The organism is Kitasatospora purpeofusca (assembly GCF_036010405.1).
Classification (GTDB): domain Bacteria; phylum Actinomycetota; class Actinomycetes; order Streptomycetales; family Streptomycetaceae; genus Kitasatospora; species Kitasatospora purpeofusca.
In genome coordinates, this window is record NZ_CP108561.1 from 8,613,908 (window position 1) to 8,635,502 (window position 21,595).

The window sequence follows — 21,595 nt, forward strand, 5'->3', positions numbered from 1 at the left end:
TGTACGGTCGGTTCTCGTGCGCACGAAGGCGCGCCCGCTGCCGAGTTGAGGCAGCGGGCCGCCGACGGGGGCCGGACCGGAACGTCAAACGGGGACAGGGCGGGAGAGCGACATGGGGCGCGCTGACTGGGTGTCGGGGGAGCGGCAGGGCGGGCCGGGCCGGGAGTCCTGGACGGGGGTGGACCTCCGGATGGACGTCCCGCACTCGGCCCGGGTGTACGACTACCTCATCGGCGGCAAGACCAACTTCGCGCCGGACCGGGTCGCCGCGCACGCCTCAGTGCAGGCCTGGCCGGCCCTGCCGACCTCGATGCGGACCACCCGCACCTTCATGGAGCGAGTGGTCCGCCACCTCGCCGAGAAGCACGGGGTGCGGCAGTTCCTGGACATCGGCACGGGCATCCCCACCTCGCCGAACGTGCACGAGCTCGCCCAGGCGGTGGCCCCGGAGTCGCGGGTGGTGTACGTCGACAACGACCCGATCGTGCTGACCCACGCCCGCGCGCTGATGTCCAGCTCGCCGGAGGGCCGCACCGCCTACCTGGACGCCGACCTGCGCGACGTCGACTCGATCCTGGACTCGCCGGCGCTGCGCCAGGTGCTCGACCTCTCCCGGCCGGTGGCGCTGTCGCTGATCGCGATCGTGCACTTCGTCCTCGACGCGGACGACCCGCAGGGCCTGGTGCGGAGGCTGATGGACCGGCTGGCGCCGGGGAGCTTCCTCGCGCTGACCGTCTTCACCGGCGACACCGACCCGGTGGGCGTCGGCGGGGTGGGCCGCGAGTACAACGCCCGGGGCATCCCGCTGCAGATCCGCGACCGGGCCGAGGCCCTGGCCTTCTTCGACGGCTACGAGCTGCTGGACCCCGGGGTCACCCTGGTCCACCACTGGAACCCCGACCCGGACGCCGCGCCGATCCGGGACCAGGACATCGCGATGTACGGCGGAGTGGCCGTCAAGCGCTGAGTCGGGACGGTCCCAGCGTCCGCGGGACGGTCCCGCCGCCCGCTCAACTTCCTTGTCCGCGAAGCAGGAAGACGATCACTCAGGCTCTGGCATACTCGCCCCTGCACATCGTGGTGCGGACGACAGGGGGCGCGGGATGTCGGCAGTGGAGCCTGTGGCGGAGCCGGGCGGGGATTCCTCCCGCCCGCCGGGACCGGCGTCGTCGTCCTCGCCGCCGATCCACTGGAGCATCTACGTCCTGATCTGCGCGGTCCTCGTCGGCTACGCGGCGATGATGACCTTCCTGGCGCTCAAGCGCGGCGACGCCAACTGGGACCGCCTGGTCTTCCTCTTCTCCGGCCTGGAGGCCATCGTCTTCGCCGCCGCCGGTCTGGCCTTCGGCGGCTCCGTCCAGCGCGGCGCGCTCAACGCGGCCCGGGAGGACGCGGCGACCGCGCGGGCGGAGGCCGGCCGGCAGGCCGAGGCCGCCGAGGCCGGGCGCGACAACAGTGACGTCCTCGACACCCTGCTCAGCACGATCGGGCTCGGTGCTGCCGCCGAACGTGCGGGTGCCGAAGGCGGTACGGGCACCGACGGGGGCGACGCCGCCCGCACCGCCGAGCTGCCGCCCGGCGCCCACGGCGCCCGCCCGCTCGCCGCACCGGCGCGGACCTGGAGCATGGTCGAACTGGAGCAGTTCGCCCGGACGCTGCAGGAACGCAAGGCGGCGGGCCGACGGACATCCTGACGGTGCCCGACCAGCACCCCCCTGCCTGGCTCCCGCCCCGCACGGCGCTGATCCGGATCGGCACCCCGGCGGCCGACGGCAGCGGCCACCCGACCTTGCTCGGCCTCGGCGGCGGCGACCCGTCGGGCGCCGTCCACCACGGCCGCCCGCTCCCGGACGGCTTCCTCGACCAGAATCAGCTCCGCGCCTGCCGGGAGCTGTTCGACCCGGACACCCCGATGTCCGACGCCGTCCGTACGGCCGGCGGGCTGCTCGGCGACGCGCTCCTCGCGGCCGACCTGCTGGATCCCTGGTTCGACGCGATCCGAAGGTGCCACGCCGACGGCCGCCCCGCCCACACCCTGCTCGACATCCGGTGCCCGCGCCTGCGCACCCTCCCCTGGGAGTTGGTCGCCGCCCCCGGGGACCCCGTCCCGCTCTGCGTCGGCGTCGGCCCCGGGCTCACGTTCGCCCGGCTGCTGCGGCCCGCGTCCGCCCTCCTGAACACCCGGCTCCAGCCGCTCCACCTGCCGCTGCGCCTGCTCGTGGTGATCGCCGACACCGATCCCCGGCTCGGTGCGGAGAAGGAGGCAGGACGGATCCGCGCCGGGTTGACCGAGCCGTTCGGGGAATGGCACGTCGAGGTGGTGCGGACCCCGACCTCGGACGAACTCGCCGCGCGGCTGCGGGACCTCACCCCGCACGTCCTCCACTTCATCGGCCACCAGCAGCGCGACGGTACGGGCGCGGGTGCGCTCACCGTGCGCCCGCCCCGCCAGGAGCCGTGGGACATCACCGGCGCCACCGTGCACGGCCTGCTCACCGCCCACGTGCCGCGCCTGGTCGTGCTGAACGCCTGCGACACCGCCGGCCACGCCGCCGAACCCCTGCTCACCGGCCTGATGAGCAGCGGCGTCGCTGCGGTGGTCGGGATGAGCGGCGGCATCGAGTCCGGACCGGCAGGGCGCTTCGCCGAGGAGTTCTACGCCGCACTCGGCCGGGCCGAGACCGTCGACCGCGCGGTCCTCACCGCCCGCCAGGCCCTGCTGCGCGCCGACCTCGCCCGGGTGGACTGGGCCCGACCGGTGCTCGTGGTCCGGGACACCCGGGACACCGTCCTCACCCGTCTGCCCGCGTTGCGCGTGGCGAACGAGACCGACAAGCGCTTCGCGCACAAGCGGTGGAACCTCCGGTACGCCGTCGACCGGGTCACCGAGCGGCGCGCGCTCTTCGACGGCTTCGCGCCGACCGGGCCGGACGCCCCGGTCACCGTCGTCACCGGCGGCCCCGGGACGGGAAAGGCCACCCTGGTCCGCTCCGTCCTGCACACCTGGTACCGCAACGGCGCCCTGACGCTCTGGACCGACCTGGAGGAGGTCGGCCGCACCGCCACCTGGCTCGACCTCGTGCTCAAGGTGGTCGACCGGCTCGGCGAGGCCGCGCCCGGCCACCCGCAGCTCCGCCTCCTGGAACACCGGCTGGCCCAGCTGCACACCCAGTGGGCCACCGACGACAAGGAGCCCCTGCTCACCCTCGGGCCCGACCGGATCTGGCAGGACTTCGTTCCCGGCAACAGCGTCGGCCACCTCGCCGACCGCCGTCACACCGCACTGCGCCACCTGGCGGACGCGCTCCTCCGGATCGGCTCGGAGACCGGCCTCGTCCTCGCGCTCAGGAGCCTCGGTGCTCTGGAACACCTGACCGTTCAGCAACTGCTGGTCCCGCACCTGGTGGAACCACTGGCCGCCCAGGCCGGCGGACGCGCCAAGGTGGTCCTGGTCGCGAACGAGGAGGAGGCAGAACTGGTGCCGTTCCCGCTGTCCGACACCGCACGGTGGATCACCCTCAAGACCTTCGCTGCCGACGATCTCGACGCGGCGGTCGGCGACTACGGCAGGGCCCACGACCTGTCCGACGACGAAGCGCTCAGGTTCGCCAGGATCACGGACATCTACCGGGAGCAGCACGGAGGCCTGGTGCCCGATCAGCTCAGGACCGCGATGGGCTTTAGAGACAGGGTGGGGCGGCGATGACGGACCGTCCGGCCGATTCGTTCCTCGAGCTCGGTGATCGCCTGGAGCAGGGCGAGCCACTGGAGCGGATCCTGCTCGACCGGATCGGACCCGAGTGGCGCGAGGTCCTGCGCCACTGCAGCGTCGTCCCCGACTTCACCCAGGACCTCTACGGTGCCGTCCTGTGCCCCGCGCCCGGCGGACCCACCGTCGCCGAACTGCTCGACCACGGCCTGCTCGAACACACCGCCCGCCCCGGGCACTACCGTATCGCCGAGCTGCTGCGCTTCGCCTGCTGGGACTCCTGGTGGCACGACAGCCCCGTCCCGGCCACGACCGCTCCGGAGCCGCTGCGGAACCTCGCGGTGCGGCTGGCCGGTGCGTACGCGGCGGCGGAGGACGAGCCGGGACGGCTGCGTCTCCTCGCCATCGCCGGCGACCTCGACGCCGACGCCTTCCGCACCGCCTTCGACGCGGCCGACCGACGGTTCGACCTGGCCCGCTGCCAGGACCTCGTCAACGCGGTGTCCGACCCCCAGGTAACCCCGTTGCTCCCGCCCGACCTCGGCCGGACCGTCGCCGAGGCCGCCGCCAGGGCCAGGGCACGCGCGCTGTGGCGACCGGCCTACCACCAGTCCACCGGCTACTTCCCGCGGCCACAGGTGGAGGAGCCGTTGCGGACCCTGCTCACGTCCGACGACCGTCGGCCACTGCGCATCCACGCCACCGGCGGCTCCGGCAAGTCCATGCTGCTGCGCTGGTTCATGGCCCGGCACTGCCAGGACCGGCCGGTGCCGGTTCCCTGTGCCTACCTGGACTTCGACCACACCGACCCGGCCCTTGCTGTCACCCATCCGTGGTTGCTCGTCCTGGAGGCCGCCGAGCAGCTCAACGGCCAACTGCTCGAATCGCCGTTCGACGCGTTCCTCGCCACCTACCGGAAGGAACTCGCCGCGCTCCCGCGCAACCGCAGCCGGGCCGCCGACGCCTTCCTGTCGGTCCAGATCGTCGGACGGCGTACGGCAGTTGTCGCCGACTTCGCCGCCGTCCTCACTGAGACCCTCGACCGCCAAGCCACACGTGCCGTCCTGGTGCTCGACACCTTGGAAGAGGTCCTGCTCCGGGACGGCGCACGACTCGGAGAGCTCACGGCCATGCTCAACGGGCTTGCGGGGCGGGTCCACGGCCTGCGGATCGTCCTCTCCGGCCGGTACGACCTGGGCGACGCCTTGCCGCTTCCGGCCCGCGTCCTGCGGCTCGACCCGTTCGATCAGGAGGAGTCCGACGCCTATCTGCGCGACGTCCGCGCCATCGGCGAGCCGGAGCTGCGCCGGGCGATGAGCGAGAGCAGCGCGGGCCTGCCCTACACCCTCGCCCTCTTCGCCGATCTCGCCGAGGACCTCACCCCCGAGCAGATCCGCTCGGCCTCCGGGCCCGGGCTGCTCTACGCCATCGACCGCGTCCTCGAACGCGTTCACGACGACCGCCTCCGCTGGCTGTTGCGGTACGGGGTGATCCCCCGGCGGCTGTCCCTGCGGATCGTCCGCGAGGTGATGCTCCCGCACCTGCGCGAAGGCATCCGCGGCACCGGCACGGCCGACGACCCGAGCCGGGACGTCCGCCCGGTCATGCGCTTCCCGATCTTCCAGCCGGCCTTTCCCGGGTTCACCGACGGGGCCGCCGAACTCCCGGACCTCTGGGCCGCCCTCACCCGCTACGCCGGTGACTCGGTCTGGGTCGGCCGCGACCCGGCCGACCCGGACGGGCTGGTGATCGACCGGACCGTGCGCGACCCGCTGCGGGCACTGCTCGCCGACCACACGGTGTCGAAGCTCCTCGACCGGGACCTCGCCGAGCACTTCGCGCGCCGGGCGTCCGAGGCCGAGAGTTCCCCGGAGTGGGTCCGGTGGACGGTGGAGGAGTTCTACCACCGCTTCGCGGAGGACCAGGAGAAGGGCGCGGAGGCCTGGGCCCGGCTGCTCGGCGAACCCCGCTTCGACGAGCCGGACCCTTCGTTGGCCGACCTGGCCCGCAGGATCATCGAGCTGAACCGCACCGGCGAGTCGACGGTCCCCCCGACCGCCCTGGCCCGGGCGGCCCTCCTTGCCTACCGGGAGCGTACGGGCAACGGGCCCGGGTTCTCCGAGGAAGAACTCACCGTCCTGGACCTGGGGACGGCCGGGGTCGAGCTGGTGGACCCGGAGGTACGGCGCGCGATCGAGCTGACCGGTGCCCGCATGATGCTGCGCCTGGGCAGCCCGTCCGATGCCCGCCCACGACTCGACGCCGTGGCGCCGGAGCTCGACCTCGCCGCCCCCGCCGTCGCGGCCGAGTACCACCGCATCACCGGCGCTCTGGCGCTGGCCGAAGGGCGTGGGGACGAGGCCCAGGACGCTTTCGAGCACGCGGACCGGCTGCTGAGCCCCGACGGGGGCGAGCTCACGGCCGGGCTCCGGGCCGACGTGGTGAGCCTCCTCGACGCCGGCTGGGTCGGCCACGCGGCCCGCTGGCTCCCGCGCCTGTCCGCACGGGCCGCCCCCAGGCTGTACCTGCGTCTGCTGCTCGCCACGGGCCGTCCCGCCGAGGCCCTGGGCCGGTCCTTTCGCCTTCTCCACGAACCGGACGTCCGTGAGTTGCCATTGGAACAGGCCACGTTGGCAGCACTGCGGCTGCACCGGCCCGGCGCGGTCCTGGCGCTGACAGCCGAGTGGGGCGGGGAGTGGCCCGAAGGTTCGGAGCCCCGTGAGCTGTGGGTCGACGTCCAGATGACACGCGCGGCCGCGCTCGCCCTGCTCCACGCGCCCGTGGCGGCGGTGACCCGACTGACGTCGCTGGTTCTCGCCCGTATGTCGCCGAGTCCGGAGACGCTGTTGCTGCTGGCACGAGTGGCACAACTCCTCGACACGGCCGGAGGCAGCAAGGCGGAGGTGGACCGACTGCTCTCCCGGGTCGAGCAACTGGCCGACTCCCGGCGGAACCAGGTCGTGCTCCACGCACCGCCCGAGGTACTTGCCGAACTCGTCTGGTGGCCGGAGCCCTTGTGGCCCGAGCTGACCGTGCCCGGCGCCGACCGCCGTGCGGGCGCACCGCCACCGGTCCGCGTCGTCTGGCTGCTGGGCGCGCTGGCGCGGGCGAACCCCGGCACCGACGAGGAACTGACGGGCGAACTGGTTGACGCGCTCGGGCCGTTGGGAAGCCCGGAGGCGCGGCTCGTCGCCCTGGAACGGCTGCATCGGGTACGCCGCAGGCTGCAGGTCTCCCGGGGGACGGCTGACCGGCTGACGGAGCTCTGCACCCCGGACGTGTGGTGGACCGAGACCCCCGATGCGGCGGCGCTCGGGCTCACCTACGCGGAACTCCTGCGGGTCCTGGGCCGCACCCGGGAGGCCGCCGACCTGGCCCACGTGTGCGCCGAATCGCTGGCCCGGACGGAGCCCGCGGTCTGGCTCCCGTACCTGGCCCGCACCGCGCCCGAGGACCGGGGCCCGGCCCGGCTCCCCGAGGACCTCGCCGACGTGCTGGCGGGGTACTACGGGGAGTTCCCGGAGGCCGCGGCCGCGGTGCTGACGGACCGGGCCCTGCACGCGCTCGAGGAGGGACGGGAAGCCGACGCCCGGCACCTGGCACCGCGCGCTTGGAGCCTGGTGGAGGACCGCCCGGCGAGCCTGACCAGGGCGCGGTGCGTGGGGGTGACGGCGACGGTCGCGGTGTGGGCGGGGCAGCCGCAGGCGGAGGTCCGGGTTCTGGCCGACCTGGCCCATGAGTTGTACCGCGAGCTGGGCCGCGAGCCCGAATCCCGCTACGTCCCCGAGTACCTCTGCGCCGGTGCCGCGGAACCGGCGGTGAGCTGGCGCGAGTCGGTCCTCAGGATCGACGGTGACCCACTCACGTCGAGGCCCGCCGGTCACCTGTCGTTCCAACTTTTCGAATCCACCGGTCCGGAGAGCCGGAGCAGGCTGGCCCAGTCCCATGGGGTTCCCTCGGACTGGACCGGCGGTCTCGACGCGCTCCAGGCCGCGCTGTCCGGTTCGGCGGCCGAGTGGGCGCGGGAGGCCGGCGTCCTGCTGGGGGCGGTACTGCCCGACCGGACCGGCCAGGTGGCGGCGGACGAGCCGGCGCCCATTGACCTCCGCCTGGAGGCTGCCCTCGGTCAGCAGCCCCTGCTCGCGGCGCCGTGGGAGGCCGCGACCGAGGACGGCGTCCTTCCCGTGCTCCGGCCCGACCGGGAATACGTCTACCGGGCGCTCGTCGACCACCCTGCGGAGGCGGCCGCACTTCGCCGGCTGCGGGCCCTGGAGCAGGACACGACGAGCTCCTCCCCGTCGACGGACCTCCGCGAGTTCGCCCTGAACCTCTGGAGGAGTCCGCACCAGCAGGTCCGGGTGGGTGTGCTCGCACGGCGACGGTCCCGTGACAGCTCCGAGCACACCGGCGGCCGGTCGGCGCTGCCGCCCGTCCTCCCCCTCTACGAGAACCACCGCTCCGTGCGGATGGTCGATCCGACCCGGCGGGTCGACCGTCGCGGTGTCCCCCAGCTCCTCCACATCCAGGGCAGCTTCCACAAGGAGGCGTCCGAACCGAGTGTTGGCTGGGATACCCGGGGGAAGAGCAGCGCCGCCGGACTGGGGGAGTACCTCGGCACCAGGACCGGCCCCAACCCGTTGGTGGTGCTGGAGGCGATGCACCCCGGCTCGCACCACGAGGCCATGCGGCAGCTGCTGCTGCGGAACCTGTTCGCCGCCGATCTGCTCGCCTGCGGCGGGGTCTCGGCCGTGCTGGCGATCGGCCCGTTCCTGCGACCCACGCCGGACAGTGAACGGGCCCGGCGACAGTTCGTCGAATCGCTGGTCACCGGGGCGCATCCGGCGGACGCCGTCCGGGGGCTGACGCAGGCACTGCTGCAGCAGCCCGGCCCGCCGAGCATCGCGCTGCCCGCGCTGTTCAGCGCCGTGCCCACCGATCTCCTCGTCCCCCTCTGGGCGGAGGTGCGATGACTCCCGCCGACCGGCGGCGCCGTGCCGCGCTGCTCGCCCGGGCCGACGGGCTGGCCGCCGACCTCGACCACTGGCTCGGCCTCACCGCCGACGCCGACGCGCCGTTTCCCCACCACCACACCCAGGTGCGCGCGCTCGACGCCGCGCTGCGCCCGTTGCTCGCCCGCGTCCGGGAGGGCGAACCACGCCGCTCCGACGTCGAGTTGAGCCTGATCCAGGAGGTGTGGTGCCGTTTGCGCGACGCGCTCGCCCAGCGCTGGGACGCCTCCACGGCGCCGTTCCTCGCGCTCGCCGACGACTTCGCGTGGTCCTGCTACCTGCCCGCGCTCACCGCCGCCCGGTCCGTCGCCGCCGCCGACCCGCCGGCCGCCGAACCTCCGCTGGTCCACCTCACCCGGCACGCCGTGCCGTTCGCGCTGCCCCGACCGGCAGTCGACGGGCGGCCGGCGAAGGTCGGCCAGTTGCAGCGGGCGCTTCCGGTGCCGCTGGTCGGACTGCCGTTCGTGCAGTCGCGGCACCTGCCCGAGACCGTGCTCACGGCGCACGAGGTGGGGCACTGCGTCCTGGACGCCTTCGGGCTGGCCGGCGAGCTGGGCGACCTGCTGCGGCGGACCGCCGCAGGTGCCACGTGGTGGACGGACCGGCTGCACGAGGTGTTCGCCGACCTCTGGGTGACGCTCTGCGCGGGCTCCGGATTCGCCTTCACCCTGGCCGATTTCGTGGCGCTGACCCCGGACGGTCCGCCGAGCGACCGCTATCCGGTGCCCAGGGTCCGGGTGGCGCTGGTCGCGGACACCCTGGCCGAGGCCGGGCACGAGGACGCCGCGGCGGAACTGCGCGTCCTCTGGAACGGGCAGGTGGCGGCGAGCGATGCCGTGCCCGATGTGCTGCGGCCGACCGTCCGCACCCTGCTCACCGCCCCGCTCGACGGGCTCGGCGGCAGCACCCTGCTCGGCCTCTTCCCCGTCGTCCCCGACGCACTGCTCCGCGCGACGTCCGACGCCCTGCTCCGCCGTGCTCCCCTCCCGCCCGGGGCCGTGGCGAGCGCCGGACTCCTCGTCCCGGCCGCCGCCCTGGCGTTCCACATCGACCCCGACCGCTACACGACCGTCGTCACCGCCCTCACCGAGCGCGTCCACGACCGGGCCGCCGCGTACCGGGAGCGGGGTGTCCGCGGCTCCGACGGTTCCGTCCCCGCCGACGCTCCGGAGGCCCGGGGCGCCCGGGCCGCCGCCCGCCTGACCGACCTTCTCGACGCCTGGTGACGGTCGGTCGGTCCGGCGGTGGACGGTGCCGGGAGGCGAGGGCGGGGGCGGCGAAGGAACCTGGCGGTTCGAATAGTGACCAATTGAACAGAATTGAACGCTTGGCAACAATCCCGGTCATCTCCTGACGCTTCGTCAATCCACCTTCTACGCTTCGGGCGATCCGGACGGTCCCCCCGGGTCGCCCCGGAATGCCCGGTGCGGCCGTGAAGCGTCCGGTTCCGACGATTCCGACGAGTCTGGAGATCCCGTGACAACACGCCCGTCCCCGCGCCGCTTCTGGACGGCCGCGGCCGCCGTAGGCGCGGCCACGGCCGCCCTGCTGGCCCAGCCCGGTGCCGCGTCCGCCGACACCGCCGGCGCCGCCGCGGCCGCCGGGCTGCCGCCCACGGTGGCGGCCACCGTCACCGTCGCCCCGTACCCGGCGGGCGTCGCGCTCACCCCGGACGGCGCCCGGGCCTATGTGACCAGCCAGGGCAGCGGCACGGTCACCGTCCTGTCCACCGCCACCGGCACGGTCGCCGGCACCTTCACCGCCGGCACCGGCTCCTACGCCGTCGCCGTCGCGCCGGACGGCCGGCACGCCTACCTCACCCACCACCTCGACGGCACGGTCAGCGTGGTCGACACCGCCACCGGCACGGTCGCCGCGACCGTCCCGGTCGGGGCCGGTGCCTTCGGTGTGGCGGTCGCCCCCGACGGCGCCCACGCCTATGTGACCAACGCGGAGGCCGGCACGGTCAGCGTGCTGGACACCGCCAGTGCCACCGTCACCGCGACCGTCCCGGTCGGCGCCGAGCCGCACGGTGTGGCCGTCGCCCCGGACGGCGCGTCCGTCTACGTCGCCGCCTCCGGTGACCAGCGGGTCGACGTGATCGACACCGCCACCGCCGCGGTCGGCGCCTCGATACCGGTGGGCCACGGCGTGTTCGGCCTCGCCCTGGCCGCTGACGGCTCGCGGCTGTGGACCGCCAACGGCGGCGACTCCACCGTCAGCGTGCTGGACACCGCGCACCGGACCGTCACCGGCACCGTCCAGGTCGGCGGCAACCCGTACGCGGTCGCCGCCGCCCCCGACGGCCGGTCCGTCTACGCGAGCAACTACGCGGACAACACGCTCACCGCGATCGACGCCGCCACCGGCACCGTCACCGGCACCGTCCAGGTCGGCGCGAGCCCGTTCGGCCTGGCGATCACGCCCGACAGCCGGCGCGGCTACCTGGCGGACTTCGACGGGTCCGCCGTCAGCGTGCTCGACTTCCCGCCGCCCGCGCCGGTGGTCACGGGCGTCAGCCCGGCCTCGGGCCCGCAGGCCGGCGGCACGGCGGTCACCGTGACCGGCACCGACCTGGCCGGCGCGACCTCGGTGAGCTTCGGCGCCGCCGGCAACGCCGCGTCGTTCTCCTGCACCGCGACCTCCTGCACCGCCACCGCGCCGGCCTCGTCGGTCGCCGGGACGGTCGACGTCCGGGTCACCACGGCGGGCGGCACCAGTGCCGTCGTGCCCGCCGACCGGTTCGGCTACGTCGCGCCGACCGCCGATGCCGCCGTCGGCCTGACCGCCTCCCCGGTGTCCGGCCTGCTGGGCGGCCGGGTCGACTACACGCTGACGGTGACAGGCAAGGGCCCCGACCCGGTGACCGGCGTCACCGTCACCTCGGCGCTGCCGAGCGGCATGATCGCCACCAGCAGCGACTGCACCATCGCCTCCGGCCGTCTGACCTGCGCGATCGCCGGTCCGCTGGCCGTCGGTGCGAGCGTCACCCGGCACTTCACCGTGCAGGTCGGCCTGCTCGACCTCGGCCGGACCTTCGCCGTCACCACCGCCCGTACGGCCAGTACTCCGGCCGACCCGGCGCCCGGCAACGACTCGGCGAGCCGTACCTGCAAGGCGGCGCTGCTCCAGATCACCTGCAGCTGATCCGACCCGATCCCACCTGATCCCACCTGATCACGCCGGATCCGTGTGATCGCACCTGATCGGGCCTGACCACGCCTGATCCGTCACGGGCCCGCCCCCGGGGTTCCTCGCCCCGGGAGCGGGCCCGTACCACGACCCGTCCTGGACGAAACGTCCAGTCTGGACGTACAGTCCAACCATGACCTCCGAGACCCCCGACCCGCGCCTTCGCGCCTGGGCCCCCGTCTGCCAGGCGGTCGCCCTGCTGCTCGGGCCCTACGCCGAGGTGGTGCTGCACGACGCCGCCCGCGACGAGGTCCTCGCCATCTGGAACCCGATGGGCGGACGCGGGCCGGGCGACCCCTCGCTGCTCGGCGAGCTGGACGCCCTGGACCAGGCCGCCCCCGACGTCTACGGCCCCTACCCGAAGCTGCTGCCCGACGGCCGGCGGCTCTCCTCGGTCAGCGCGGTGCTCCGCGACGAGGACGGCCGACCCGCCGCCGTCCTGTGCGTCAACCTCGACCGGGGCCCGCTCGAACACGCCGCCGCCCTGCTCACCGCCTTCGCCGCGCCGACCGCCCCCCGGCCCGAGCCGCTCTTCGAGCAGGACTGGACCGAGCGGATGAACGAGGTGATCGGCGGCTATGTGCGCGCCCACGGCCGCCCGCTCCAGCGCCTCGGGAGGGAGGACCGGCTCGCCGTGCTGCGCGAACTCGACCGGGCCGGGGTGCTCGCCGTCCGGCGCGCGGTCCCGGCCGTCGCCAAGGCACTGGCGGTGTCCCGCTCCACCCTCTACACCCTGCTCGCCGAACTGCGCGGGACGCCCGGGGCGGGCGAGACCCCCGGGGCGGCCGAACCTCCCGGGGCGGCCGACACCCCCGCGTCGACCGACCCGCGCCGACCGATCCGCACCGACGAAGGAGACCCGTCATGACCCGGCTCCCCGACTTCCGCCTGGAGACGTACTTCTCCCGCTGGGAGTTCACCGCCCGCCACCACCTCACGGCCTCCGACGCGCAGACCATGGCGATGTCCGAACTTCTCGCCCTCGCCGACCCGGAGGACCGCCACGCCTGGGACACCCTCGCGCTCGGCTACACCGAGACCTTCGGCGACCCGGCCCTGCGCGAGGCGATCGCCGGACTCTACGAGCGGGCCGACGCCGATGACGTGATCTGCTTCGGCGGTGCCCAGGAGGGGCTCAACCTGGCGATGCAGGTACTGCTCGGCCCCGAGGACCACGCCGTGGTGCTCACACCGAACTACCAGTCCGCCGAGACCGTTCCGCTGTCCCTCTGCGAGGTCACCGGTGTCGCCCTCGACCCCGGCCGCGACTGGGCGCTCGACCTCGACGAACTCACCGCCGCGCTGCGCCCCAACACCCGGGTGGTGTCCGTCAACTTCCCCAACAACCCCACCGGGGCGGTGATCGACGACGCCGACTTCGTCCGGCTGGCCGAGATCTGCGACGAGCGCGGCATCCACCTCTTCAGCGACGAGGTCTACCGGGGCCTGGAGCGCGACCCGGCCCGCGCCCTTCCCCAGGCCGCCGACCTGTCCGAGCGTGCCCTCTCGCTCAACGTCACCTCCAAGTCGCTCGGCCTGCCCGGTCTGCGGATCGGCTGGATCGTCTGCCGCGACCGGGAGTTGCGCGGGAAGCTGGAGCGCGCCAAGCACTACACCACCATCTGCAACGCCGCTCCCAGCGAGGTCCTCGCCCGGATCGCGATCAAGGCGCGCGAGCCGATCCTGGCCCGCAACCGGGCGATCGTCGCGGCCAATCTGCCGCACTTCGACGAGTTCTTCGCCCGCTTCGACGGCCTGTTCGAGTGGCGCGCCCCGGAGGGCGGCTGCGTCGCCTATCCGCGCTACCTGGGCGCGGACGGCGTCGAGGCGTTCTGCACCGGGCTGGTCGAGGAGGCCGGCGTCCTGCTGCTGCCGGCCTCCGTCTTTCGCTCGTCGCTGACGCCGATGCCCGCCGACCGGTTCCGGATCGGTGTCGGCCGCCGCGACCCGGCCCCCGCGCTCGACGCCTTCGCCGGCTGGCTGAAGGGCCGGCACTGAGGCGCCGGTCCCGAGTCCTCGTCAGCGCGCGGCGGGGACGGCCCCGGTCTCCGTCGCCGGTGACCGGACCGCCTCCGCCGAAGGCTCCCGACGGGCGGCCTTGGCACGGTACTTGAGCCCGAGCAGCGACCCCGGCAGACCCTGCGGCACCAGCCAGGAGACGTCCTCCCGGTCCACCGCGTCGAAGCGGTACTTGTACGGCTCGGTGCCGCGCAGGAAGTCGAAGGTGCTCAGCCCCTGCCCGGCGGCCGCCCGGATCGCCTCGGCGATCACCGCCGTGCCGAGCCGCAGCGGCGCCCAGGTCTGGTCCCAGCCGATCTGGTAGTAGGCGAAGGTGTCCCGCCACTGGAACCCGTACAGCACGCCGACCACCTCGCCCGCCCGCTCCGCGACCAGGAACGCCGGGCCCTCGCCGCGTCCGGTGTCGGCCGCCCGTTCGATCACCCGCAGGTGCAGCGGCGCCCTGGCCCCGTCGAAGGTGGTGGGCAGGCCGAGCGCGGCCCGGCGCAGCCGGTGCAGCCGGACGGCGGTGTGCAGGAGCTCGAAGCGTTCCGGGAGTTCGGCCGTCGCCAGGGCGGGCGGCACCCAGCGGAAGGTGATCCCCTCGGCGGCCAGCTTCCGGCCGTAGCGGCGGAGGTTGGCACGGAACTGGCGGCTCCCCAGCGCCTCCGGACCGGCCGCCAGATCGGCGCGCGGGCACGCGGTGCGCCCGATCTCCACGGCGCCGGGCGGCAGCAGGGCGGCCTGTTCGGGATCCAGGTCGGTGAGCAGCAGGCTCGTCCGCCGCCCGCGCCGGGCGAGCCAGTCGGCCACCTCGGCGCGGCGGTGCGGTGCGACGACGAAGCCGCAGTGGTCGGCCGCGCCCGCGCCGGAGCCGAGCACCGTCAGACAGGGCACGGGCAGCGGCGCGCGCGGGTGGAGCCGCTGGACGGTGCGCAGCAGGGGGAGTACGGCGTCGATCCGGCCGTCCCCGTCCCGCCACACCACGATCTCGCCGTCGCCGGCGGTCGCGCCCAGCGTCTCCCACCAGGCGAGGGTCCACTCCGGTGTGCTGAACCACGCGCTGCCGGCCCCGCCCGCCGCCAGTTCGCGCCAGCCGTCGACCACTTCCGCGGGCAGTGCGGCCGTCCGGTGACGGACCGGCACCGTGCGCGCCGCGGCCGTCCCCGGACGCGCGGCCCCGTGGTCTCCCGCCCCCACGTCTCCCGTTCCCGCGTGTACTGCCCCCACGTCCCTGCCCCCAGGTCTTCGCCGCCCCGGTGTGCCGTCGGTCGGCGCCCCGGTCGCGGTCAGGTCCGCATTCTCCCGGATTCCCGCCCCCGAGCGACGCGGTTCGACTTACTCCATTTGTCGTCACTGGTCCTCGCTGGAAGGGGAGTTGACGGTCAGCTGCCGCCGCGCAGGTGGTGCACGGCGGGGTGGAGCCCGGACAGGATGGTGTCGAACCGGTCCCGCCCCGTGGTCGAGTTGACCCGCAGCCGGCTGATCCGCAGCGGGTGCGGCGGCAGCAGCCGGTCGTGGCGGTGGTCGAAGAGGAATCCGGTCCGGTAGCCGAGGCACCGCAGTTCGGCGTCGGCGCGCGGGTCGACGTTGCCGTTGGGGTAGGCGAAGGCGGTGGGGGCCTCGCCGCCGAGCCAGCCGGTGAGCGCCTCGTGCGCGCGTCGGATCTCGTCCCGTACGGTGCCGCCCTCGCAGCGGTCCAGGCACGGGTGACCGGCGGTGTGGTTGCCGACCGCGACGCCGTTCCGGGTGAGGGTCAGCAGATCGGCGGGGGTCAGTTGCTCCTGGCGGGGGGCGCGGGCCCGGGCGCTCTGCCGGAGTTCGGCCAGTGCGGTCCGGCACTCCCCGTCCGGGAGGGTCTTCATCCGGCGGACGGCGTCGCCGGGCGGGCAGTCGGCCAGGGCGCGGGCGGTGCCGCCGCGGGAGGCGAGGAAGGCGGCCTCGGTCCACCAGAACGGCTGGTCGCCGCCGACGAGGTCGGTGACCACGAAGGCGGCGGCGGGGATGCCGAGCCGGGCCAGTACGGGCAGGCCCTCGGTGAGCACGGTGCGGTCGCCGTCGTCGAAGGTGACCAGCACGCTGCGGGGCGGCAGGGCCCGGCCGGTGCGTACGGCCTCCTCGACGGCCGCGAGCGGGACCGGGCGGGCGACGCGGACCAGGCGCTCCATCTGGAGTGCGAACACCCGGGGGTCGTCCACCCCGTGGTAGGCGAGGACGGCCAGCCGCCGGGTGGCGGCGAGCCGGAACAGCGGTTGGAGCGGCGACCTGCGCAGAACGGCGTCCACGGTGGCGCGGCGCCCGGCGAGCCGTGCCCTCTGCGGGGCGGTGGCCGGTGCCGGTGCCGGTGCCTGTTCCGGACCGGCGCCAGGAGTCGGACCAGGACCGGGAGTCGGACCAGGATCAGGACCAGGACCGGGATCCACGGCCGGGACCGGTGCCCCGGTCGGTGCCGGGCCCGTTCTCGTGGCCGTCCCGGTGGCGCTCCCGCCGCCTCTTCCGCCGCTTCTTTCGCCGGCCGTTCCGCCGGCTGTCCCGTCGGCCGTTCCGGTGCCCGGGTCGTGCTCGGTCCCGGTCGAATGCGCGGTCGAATGCGTGGTTCCCTCGGGCATGGACACGCTCCCCCCTTCCTCCCCGTGTGATGCTGCGGCGGCGGGGGTGGGACACGTCGCACGGGCAGTTCCGGCCGTTCGGCACAGGTCTGCCCGGTGGGCGGCCCGCCCCGTCCACGAATTCCCAAGATAGTGCAAAAACCCATGCTCCGAACCGGGTTGTGCGTTGCGAACGGGCTTAGGGGAGAGGTTGGCGAATTCGGCGACGCGGCGGTGACCTGTGCGACGGCTGGGAGCATTCTGAGTGATTGCTGGTGGGAGCGGGGGCGGGTGCGCCGGGAGGGAAGCGGTCCGGCCGCCGGTTGCGGACCCGGCGGCCGGCCGTGGCCGGGGCTGCGGGGCCCCGACCGCGTCACCCCTTCCTCGCCCGACGGGGCCTCAGAAGGGGTAGGTGCAGGTGGTCACCTGCTGCCCGGCCTCCAGGGCCGGGCCGGCGGTGGCGCAGACCATCTTGAGGTCGCTGGTGACCACGCGGGGGGTCACGGCCCTGGCGGAGCCCTTGGTGACGGTGGTCGCCGAGGCGGTCGTCAGCCACGGGCTGCCCCAGGCGCGCTGGGTGCGCACCTCGACCTTGACTATCGTCAGCTGGCCGGGGTCGGCGGACACCTGGGCGACGCCGACGAATCCTCCGCCGTCCTTCTCCTGCCAGACGCACGGCTGGTTCAGCACCGTCGTACAGGAGATGCCGCCCGCCCCGTTCGTGACCGGGGTCGTGCCCCCGGCGTTGGCCGTCGCGGCCGAGGCCGGAGCGATCGTGGCCGCCATGATCCCTGCCGCCGCGACCGTCAGAGCTGCGATACGAGCGTTCATGATGTCAACCTCCTTGGAATGAAAGGGAATCTCACTCTGTGGGATGAGTCTTGCACAAAATATGGACGCGTCCCGTGTGTGCTGCATCACACTCATGGTGACCGTTCAACTACAGCTTGCAATCTCACCAGTGACCCCACGATTACCGTCGGGTGTCGCTCCGCCGACGAACGGGTGCCGCCCTCCGCGTGCCTCGACCGCGTCCTCCGTCCGCAACTCGCCGGTCACGACGCGGCGTTCACTCGTTCGGGTGGCGTGGCACCCGTAGGTCGTTTGGGCAGCTACGATCGGGCCGACCCCCGGAGGTGACCTGGATGAACACGGTCATCGTGCAGTTGCCCGACCCCCGTCCGCCGGTCCGAGCCGACCGTCGGTTCGCCCGGCTGCCTCGGCCGCCCCGCAGTGCCCCGCCCACCCGACCGGCCCTGTTGCACCTCGGGCCGGGCGACAGCGTGGAGTTCGGGCGCGGCGAGCCCGGCCGGCCGCTCGCCGTGCCTATCCCCGATCCCGGCGTGTCGCGTCGGGCCGGCGAGATCACGGCCGCCGAGGACTACTGGCGGCTCTCCAACTTCAGCGCCACCGCGACCTATGTGGTCGAGAACCTCGAAGGTGCCGGCGAGCACGTCAAGGTGGCGCCCGGAAGGCTCGGCGCGCCGGTGCCGTTCGAGTTCTCCCGGGTGCTGCTGCCGGCCCTCGGCGAGCCGGCCGCTTTCAAGGTCTTCGCGCCCCAACACGCCTATCTGGCAGGCGGATCGAGCGGATCGGAGGGCCTGGGCGACGGCGGCGCGCCGGGAGCCGGGTACGGCGAGCCGACGGTCAGCCCGTTCGCCCTGGATCCGGGGGCCAAGTACTTCCTCGTCCTGCTCGCGCTCTGCGAGCCGCGCCTGCGCTCACCCTCCGCGGCGGCGGTCCCCGGCGTCACCGAGGTGCTGGCCCGGCTGCGCTGCCTGCCCTCATGCCGCGACCTCACCCGATCGGCCGTCAACTACCACATCGACTACCTGGTCGGCAGCAAGCTCCGGCTGCGCGACCCGGCGGAACCGGCCGACCCGGGGGGAGCCGGCGCCGGTGGCAAACGGGAGGAACTCGTGGCGCTGGCACTGAGGTTCGACCTGGTCCGGGAGGAGCACCTGGTGCTGCTCCCGCCCCGGCGCGGCGGGTGACCGGGAGGTGGCGCCACGCGCGGTGGACCCGCCCGGAGCCCGTCCGTCCGGTGGTGGGGCGGGGTTCGCGGTCCCGGCGGGCTACCCGGTCGGGGGCTACCTGGTCGGCGAGCGGATCGGGGCGGGCGGCTGGGGCAGCGTCCACGTCGCCCGCGCGGCCGATCCCGATCGCGCGCCCGGTGGCGAACTCGCCGAAGTCGCCGTCAAGTTCCTCCATCCGGGGCGGCTCGGGCCGGGGCAGCGGCAGGCGGTCGCCCAGGCCGCCCGCAGCGAGATCCGGTTCAGCCGCCGCGCCGACCACCCGCACCTGATCCGCACCTTCGCGGTGCTCACTCTCGCCGACCCGGACCGACCCGAACTCGACGGTGCCGTCGCCCTGGTGATGGAACGCGCCGCGCGCAGCCTGTACGACCTCCTGGCCGAGGCCCGGCCGCCGCACCCGACGCCGGGCGCCGAGCGGATCCTGACCGAGGTCGCCGCCGGGCTCCGCCACATGCACGGCTCCGGCTGGGTGCACGGGGACCTCAAGCCCGGCAACGTGCTGCTGATGGCCGACGGCACCGCCAAGCTCGCCGACTTCGGGCTGACCTCGGAACTGGAGGGCACCCACGCCTATGCCCCGCCGCTCGGCTCGCCGGACCACGTCCCGCCCGAGTGGTGGTCCGAGCGGACCGGCGCGCGCGGTGCGGCGCTGCGCCCCAGCGCGGACCTGTGGGCCTACGGTGTGCTCGCCCACCAGGTGCTGACCGGCGGACTGCACCCCTTCCTCGGCGCCACTGCCCGCGCGCGCTCGCTGGCCGCAGTCGCCTACGCCCGCGGCAGCGCCCCGCTGCGGCTCGACGCCGCGCTGCCGGAGCGGTGGCGGCCGCTGGTCACCGCCTGCCTCACGGCCGACCGGCGGCGGCGTGCGGAGCTGGACCTCGCCGCTCTGCTCGCCGGCGCCCTGGGCGGGAGCGGGAGCGGTGGCGGAGGCGTCTCGGTCGTGACCCGGGCCGCCGACCTCCGACCGGGCCCCGCCGCACCGGGCCTCGCCACCTCGGGCCTCGCCGCCCCGGGTCGGCGCAAGCGCCGGGGTCGGACCGCCGGGCGCGTGGCGCTGCTGCTGTCCGCCGCCGCGGGCCTGCTCCTCCTCACCGGAGCACCCGAGCGGCCCGAGTCCTCCGACTCCCTGTCCGGCGGTCCCGGCCGCGCCGCCCGCGCGCGCGCCGTCCCCGCACGCCCCGGCGCGATCCCGCCCGGCGCCGACGTCCCCGCCGCCCTGCGCGGCCCGATCGAGGACGCCGCCCGCCGCTGCCCCGAGCCCGAGATCACCCCGGCGCTGCTGGCGGCGATGCTCAAGGCGGAGTCCGGCTTCGACCAGGCGGCATCCCACCCCGCCACGGGCGAGTACGGCGTGGCGATGTGGACGCCGGCGGTCTTCAACGCCTGGGCGCAGGACGCCGACCACGACGGCGTCAAGAGCTATCTGGACCCGGACGACGCCATCGCCGCGATGGGCGGCTACGTCTGCTGGCTCGACCAGCGCTTCAAGCAGCGGGGGTTCCCCGCCACGCAGATGCCCGCCCTGGTGACGGCCGGCTACCGGACGAGCGACAAGACGGTCGCCGACGCCGGCGGCGTCCCCGAACGCGTGAAGGGGCACGTCGCACTCGTGCTCGGCTACCTCACCGAGTACGGCGGGAGCAGCGTGGCCGGGCCATGAGGTCGGCCACATCCGCCGCCTGCCCGGCGGCGTCGCCACGGAACCCGGGCTTCCGGATGGGATGCTCGGCGGCATGTTCACCAAGCTCCGACCGCTCGTCACGCAGTGGACCACCGTCGTCCCGCTGCTGGCCCTCCTCGTCCTCGTCCTGACCTGGCACCGCGACCTCCCCGGCTGGGTGGTGGGGGTGGTGTCCTGCTTCCTTGCGGGCGCCGTGCTCTCCGCCGTGCACCACGCGGAGGTGGTGGCCCACCGGGTGGGGGAGCCGTTCGGTTCCCTGGTGCTCGCGGTCGCGGTGACGGTGATCGAGGTCGCGCTGATCGTGACCCTGATGGCGGACGGCGGGGACAAGTCGGCGACGCTCGCCCGGGACACCGTGTTCGCGGCGGTGATGATCACCTGCAACGGCATCCTCGGCATCTCCATCCTGGCCGCGGCCATCAAGCACCGGGTGGCGGTCTTCAACGCCGAGGGGACGGGCGCGGCGCTGGCCACCATCGGCACCCTCGCCACGCTGAGCCTGGTCCTGCCGACCTTCACCACCAGCTCGCCCGGCCCCCAGTTCAACCCCGCCCAGCTGGCCTTCGCGGCGGCGGCCTCCCTCGTGCTGTACCTGCTGTTCGTGGCCACGCTGACGTTCCGCCACCGGGACTACTTCCTGCCGGTCACCTCCGACGGCAAGGTGCTGGACGAGGAGGACCACGCCGACCCGCCGACCAAGCGCGCCATGGTGTTCAGCCTGGTGCTGCTCGGTGTGGCGCTGATCTCGGTGGTGGGCCTGGCCAAGGGCGTGTCGCCGACCATCGAGTCGGCGGTCGAGTCGGCGGGGCTGCCGTCCTCGGTCGTCGGTGTGGTGATCGCCCTGCTGGTCCTGCTGCCGGAGACCATCGCGGCCCTGCGCGCCGCCCGGCGCAACCGGGTGCAGACCAGCCTCAACCTGGCGCTCGGCTCCGCTCTCGCGAGCATCGGCCTCACCATCCCTGCCGTGGCGATCGCCTCGCACTGGCTCTCCGGTCCGCTGGTCCTCGGCCTGGACCCCGCGCATCTGGTGCTCCTGACGCTCACCCTCGTGGTCGGCACCCTGACGGTCATCCCGCGCCGGGCGACCCCGCTCCAGGGCGCGGTACACCTGGCGATCCTGGCGGCCTACGTAGAGCTCGCGATCGTCCCATGAGCCGCCGCCCGCCTCCCCCGCGGAGCGGAGCGGGACGGTCGAACGGGCCGGCGACCTGATGAGGTCGCCGGCCCTTCGCGCGTCCGTGACGATCGGCCGACCGATCCACCGTCATGATCCGGTCACTCCGGAGCGGGGGCCCGCGCGGCGGATCCGCCGGGAGCGGCCGGGCGGGCCGCCGGACGCCCGCGTGTCGGGTGCGGCGCGGCCGCCGGGCTCCATATCGTCG

Annotated in this window: 14 protein-coding genes; 11 read left to right on the top strand and 3 right to left on the bottom strand. The window is 74.3% G+C overall.

Going from position 1 to position 21,595, the window contains the following annotated elements; all coding sequences use genetic code 11:
- Nucleotides 1–112: 112 nt before the first annotated feature.
- The 8 genes from OG715_RS37470 to OG715_RS37505 all read left to right on the top strand — a co-directional run bounded on the left by OG715_RS37470 (nt 113) and on the right by OG715_RS37505 (nt 13,908).
- On the top strand, nt 113–967 hold the full coding sequence (locus tag OG715_RS37470) for an SAM-dependent methyltransferase (protein WP_407661063.1): 855 nt from the start codon (nt 113–115) through the stop codon (nt 965–967).
- 136 nt (nt 968–1,103) lie between these two features.
- Nucleotides 1,104–1,694 (top strand): hypothetical protein, encoded by a 591-nt coding sequence (locus OG715_RS37475; protein WP_266272797.1) that lies wholly within the window; start codon nt 1,104–1,106, stop codon nt 1,692–1,694.
- A gap of 2 nt (nt 1,695–1,696) precedes the next feature.
- On the top strand, nt 1,697–3,706 hold the full coding sequence (locus tag OG715_RS37480) for a CHAT domain-containing protein (protein ID WP_266272796.1): 2,010 nt from the start codon (nt 1,697–1,699) through the stop codon (nt 3,704–3,706).
- Nucleotides 3,703–8,679 carry a hypothetical protein gene (locus tag OG715_RS37485; protein ID WP_266272795.1) on the top strand — a complete coding sequence of 1,659 codons (4,977 nt, stop codon included), beginning with the start codon at nt 3,703–3,705 and terminating at the stop codon, nt 8,677–8,679. Before OG715_RS37480 ends, OG715_RS37485 begins: the two co-directional genes overlap by 4 nt.
- Nucleotides 8,676–9,944 (top strand): hypothetical protein, encoded by a 1,269-nt coding sequence (locus OG715_RS37490; RefSeq protein ID WP_266272794.1) that lies wholly within the window; start codon nt 8,676–8,678, stop codon nt 9,942–9,944. The genes OG715_RS37485 and OG715_RS37490 overlap by 4 nt, the downstream gene beginning before the upstream one ends.
- Before the next feature lie 250 nt (nt 9,945–10,194).
- Nucleotides 10,195–11,865, top strand: a complete 1,671-nt coding sequence (locus tag OG715_RS37495) for a YVTN family beta-propeller repeat protein (protein WP_266272792.1) — start codon at nt 10,195–10,197, stop codon at nt 11,863–11,865.
- 178 nt (nt 11,866–12,043) lie between these two features.
- Nucleotides 12,044–12,778 carry a helix-turn-helix transcriptional regulator gene (locus OG715_RS37500; RefSeq protein WP_266272791.1) on the top strand — a complete coding sequence of 245 codons (735 nt, stop codon included), beginning with the start codon at nt 12,044–12,046 and terminating at the stop codon, nt 12,776–12,778.
- Nucleotides 12,775–13,908: a pyridoxal phosphate-dependent aminotransferase gene (locus OG715_RS37505; protein WP_266272790.1), complete on the top strand. Its 1,134-nt coding sequence runs from the start codon at nt 12,775–12,777 to the stop codon at nt 13,906–13,908. The genes OG715_RS37500 and OG715_RS37505 overlap by 4 nt, the downstream gene beginning before the upstream one ends.
- Before the next feature lie 21 nt (nt 13,909–13,929).
- Here OG715_RS37505 and OG715_RS37510 read toward each other — a convergent pair whose 3' ends face one another.
- The 3 genes from OG715_RS37510 to OG715_RS37520 all read right to left on the bottom strand — a co-directional run bounded on the left by OG715_RS37510 (nt 13,930) and on the right by OG715_RS37520 (nt 17,327).
- Nucleotides 13,930–15,054 carry a GNAT family N-acetyltransferase gene (locus tag OG715_RS37510; protein WP_266272788.1) on the bottom strand — a complete coding sequence of 375 codons (1,125 nt, stop codon included), beginning with the start codon at nt 15,052–15,054 and terminating at the stop codon, nt 13,930–13,932.
- Nucleotides 15,055–15,293: 239 nt separating this feature from the next.
- Nucleotides 15,294–16,193 carry a polysaccharide deacetylase family protein gene (locus OG715_RS37515; protein ID WP_266272787.1) on the bottom strand — a complete coding sequence of 300 codons (900 nt, stop codon included), beginning with the start codon at nt 16,191–16,193 and terminating at the stop codon, nt 15,294–15,296.
- 702 nt (nt 16,194–16,895) lie between these two features.
- Entirely contained in the window at nt 16,896–17,327 is a 432-nt protein-coding gene (locus OG715_RS37520; RefSeq protein ID WP_266272786.1) for a hypothetical protein, read from the bottom strand.
- Nucleotides 17,328–17,641: 314 nt separating this feature from the next.
- Between OG715_RS37520 and OG715_RS37525 the strand changes: the two genes are divergently transcribed.
- From OG715_RS37525 to OG715_RS37535, 3 genes are all read left to right on the top strand, one after another.
- Nucleotides 17,642–18,490 carry a serine/threonine protein kinase gene (locus OG715_RS37525; protein ID WP_266272785.1) on the top strand — a complete coding sequence of 283 codons (849 nt, stop codon included), beginning with the start codon at nt 17,642–17,644 and terminating at the stop codon, nt 18,488–18,490.
- Nucleotides 18,491–18,512: 22 nt separating this feature from the next.
- Nucleotides 18,513–20,192 (top strand): serine/threonine-protein kinase, encoded by a 1,680-nt coding sequence (locus OG715_RS37530; RefSeq protein ID WP_266272784.1) that lies wholly within the window; start codon nt 18,513–18,515, stop codon nt 20,190–20,192.
- Nucleotides 20,193–20,265: 73 nt separating this feature from the next.
- The gene (locus OG715_RS37535; protein ID WP_266272783.1) at nt 20,266–21,366 is read left to right on the top strand and encodes a calcium:proton antiporter; all 1,101 of its coding nucleotides are present in this window, start codon (nt 20,266–20,268) and stop codon (nt 21,364–21,366) included.
- Nucleotides 21,367–21,595 lie beyond the last annotated feature (229 nt).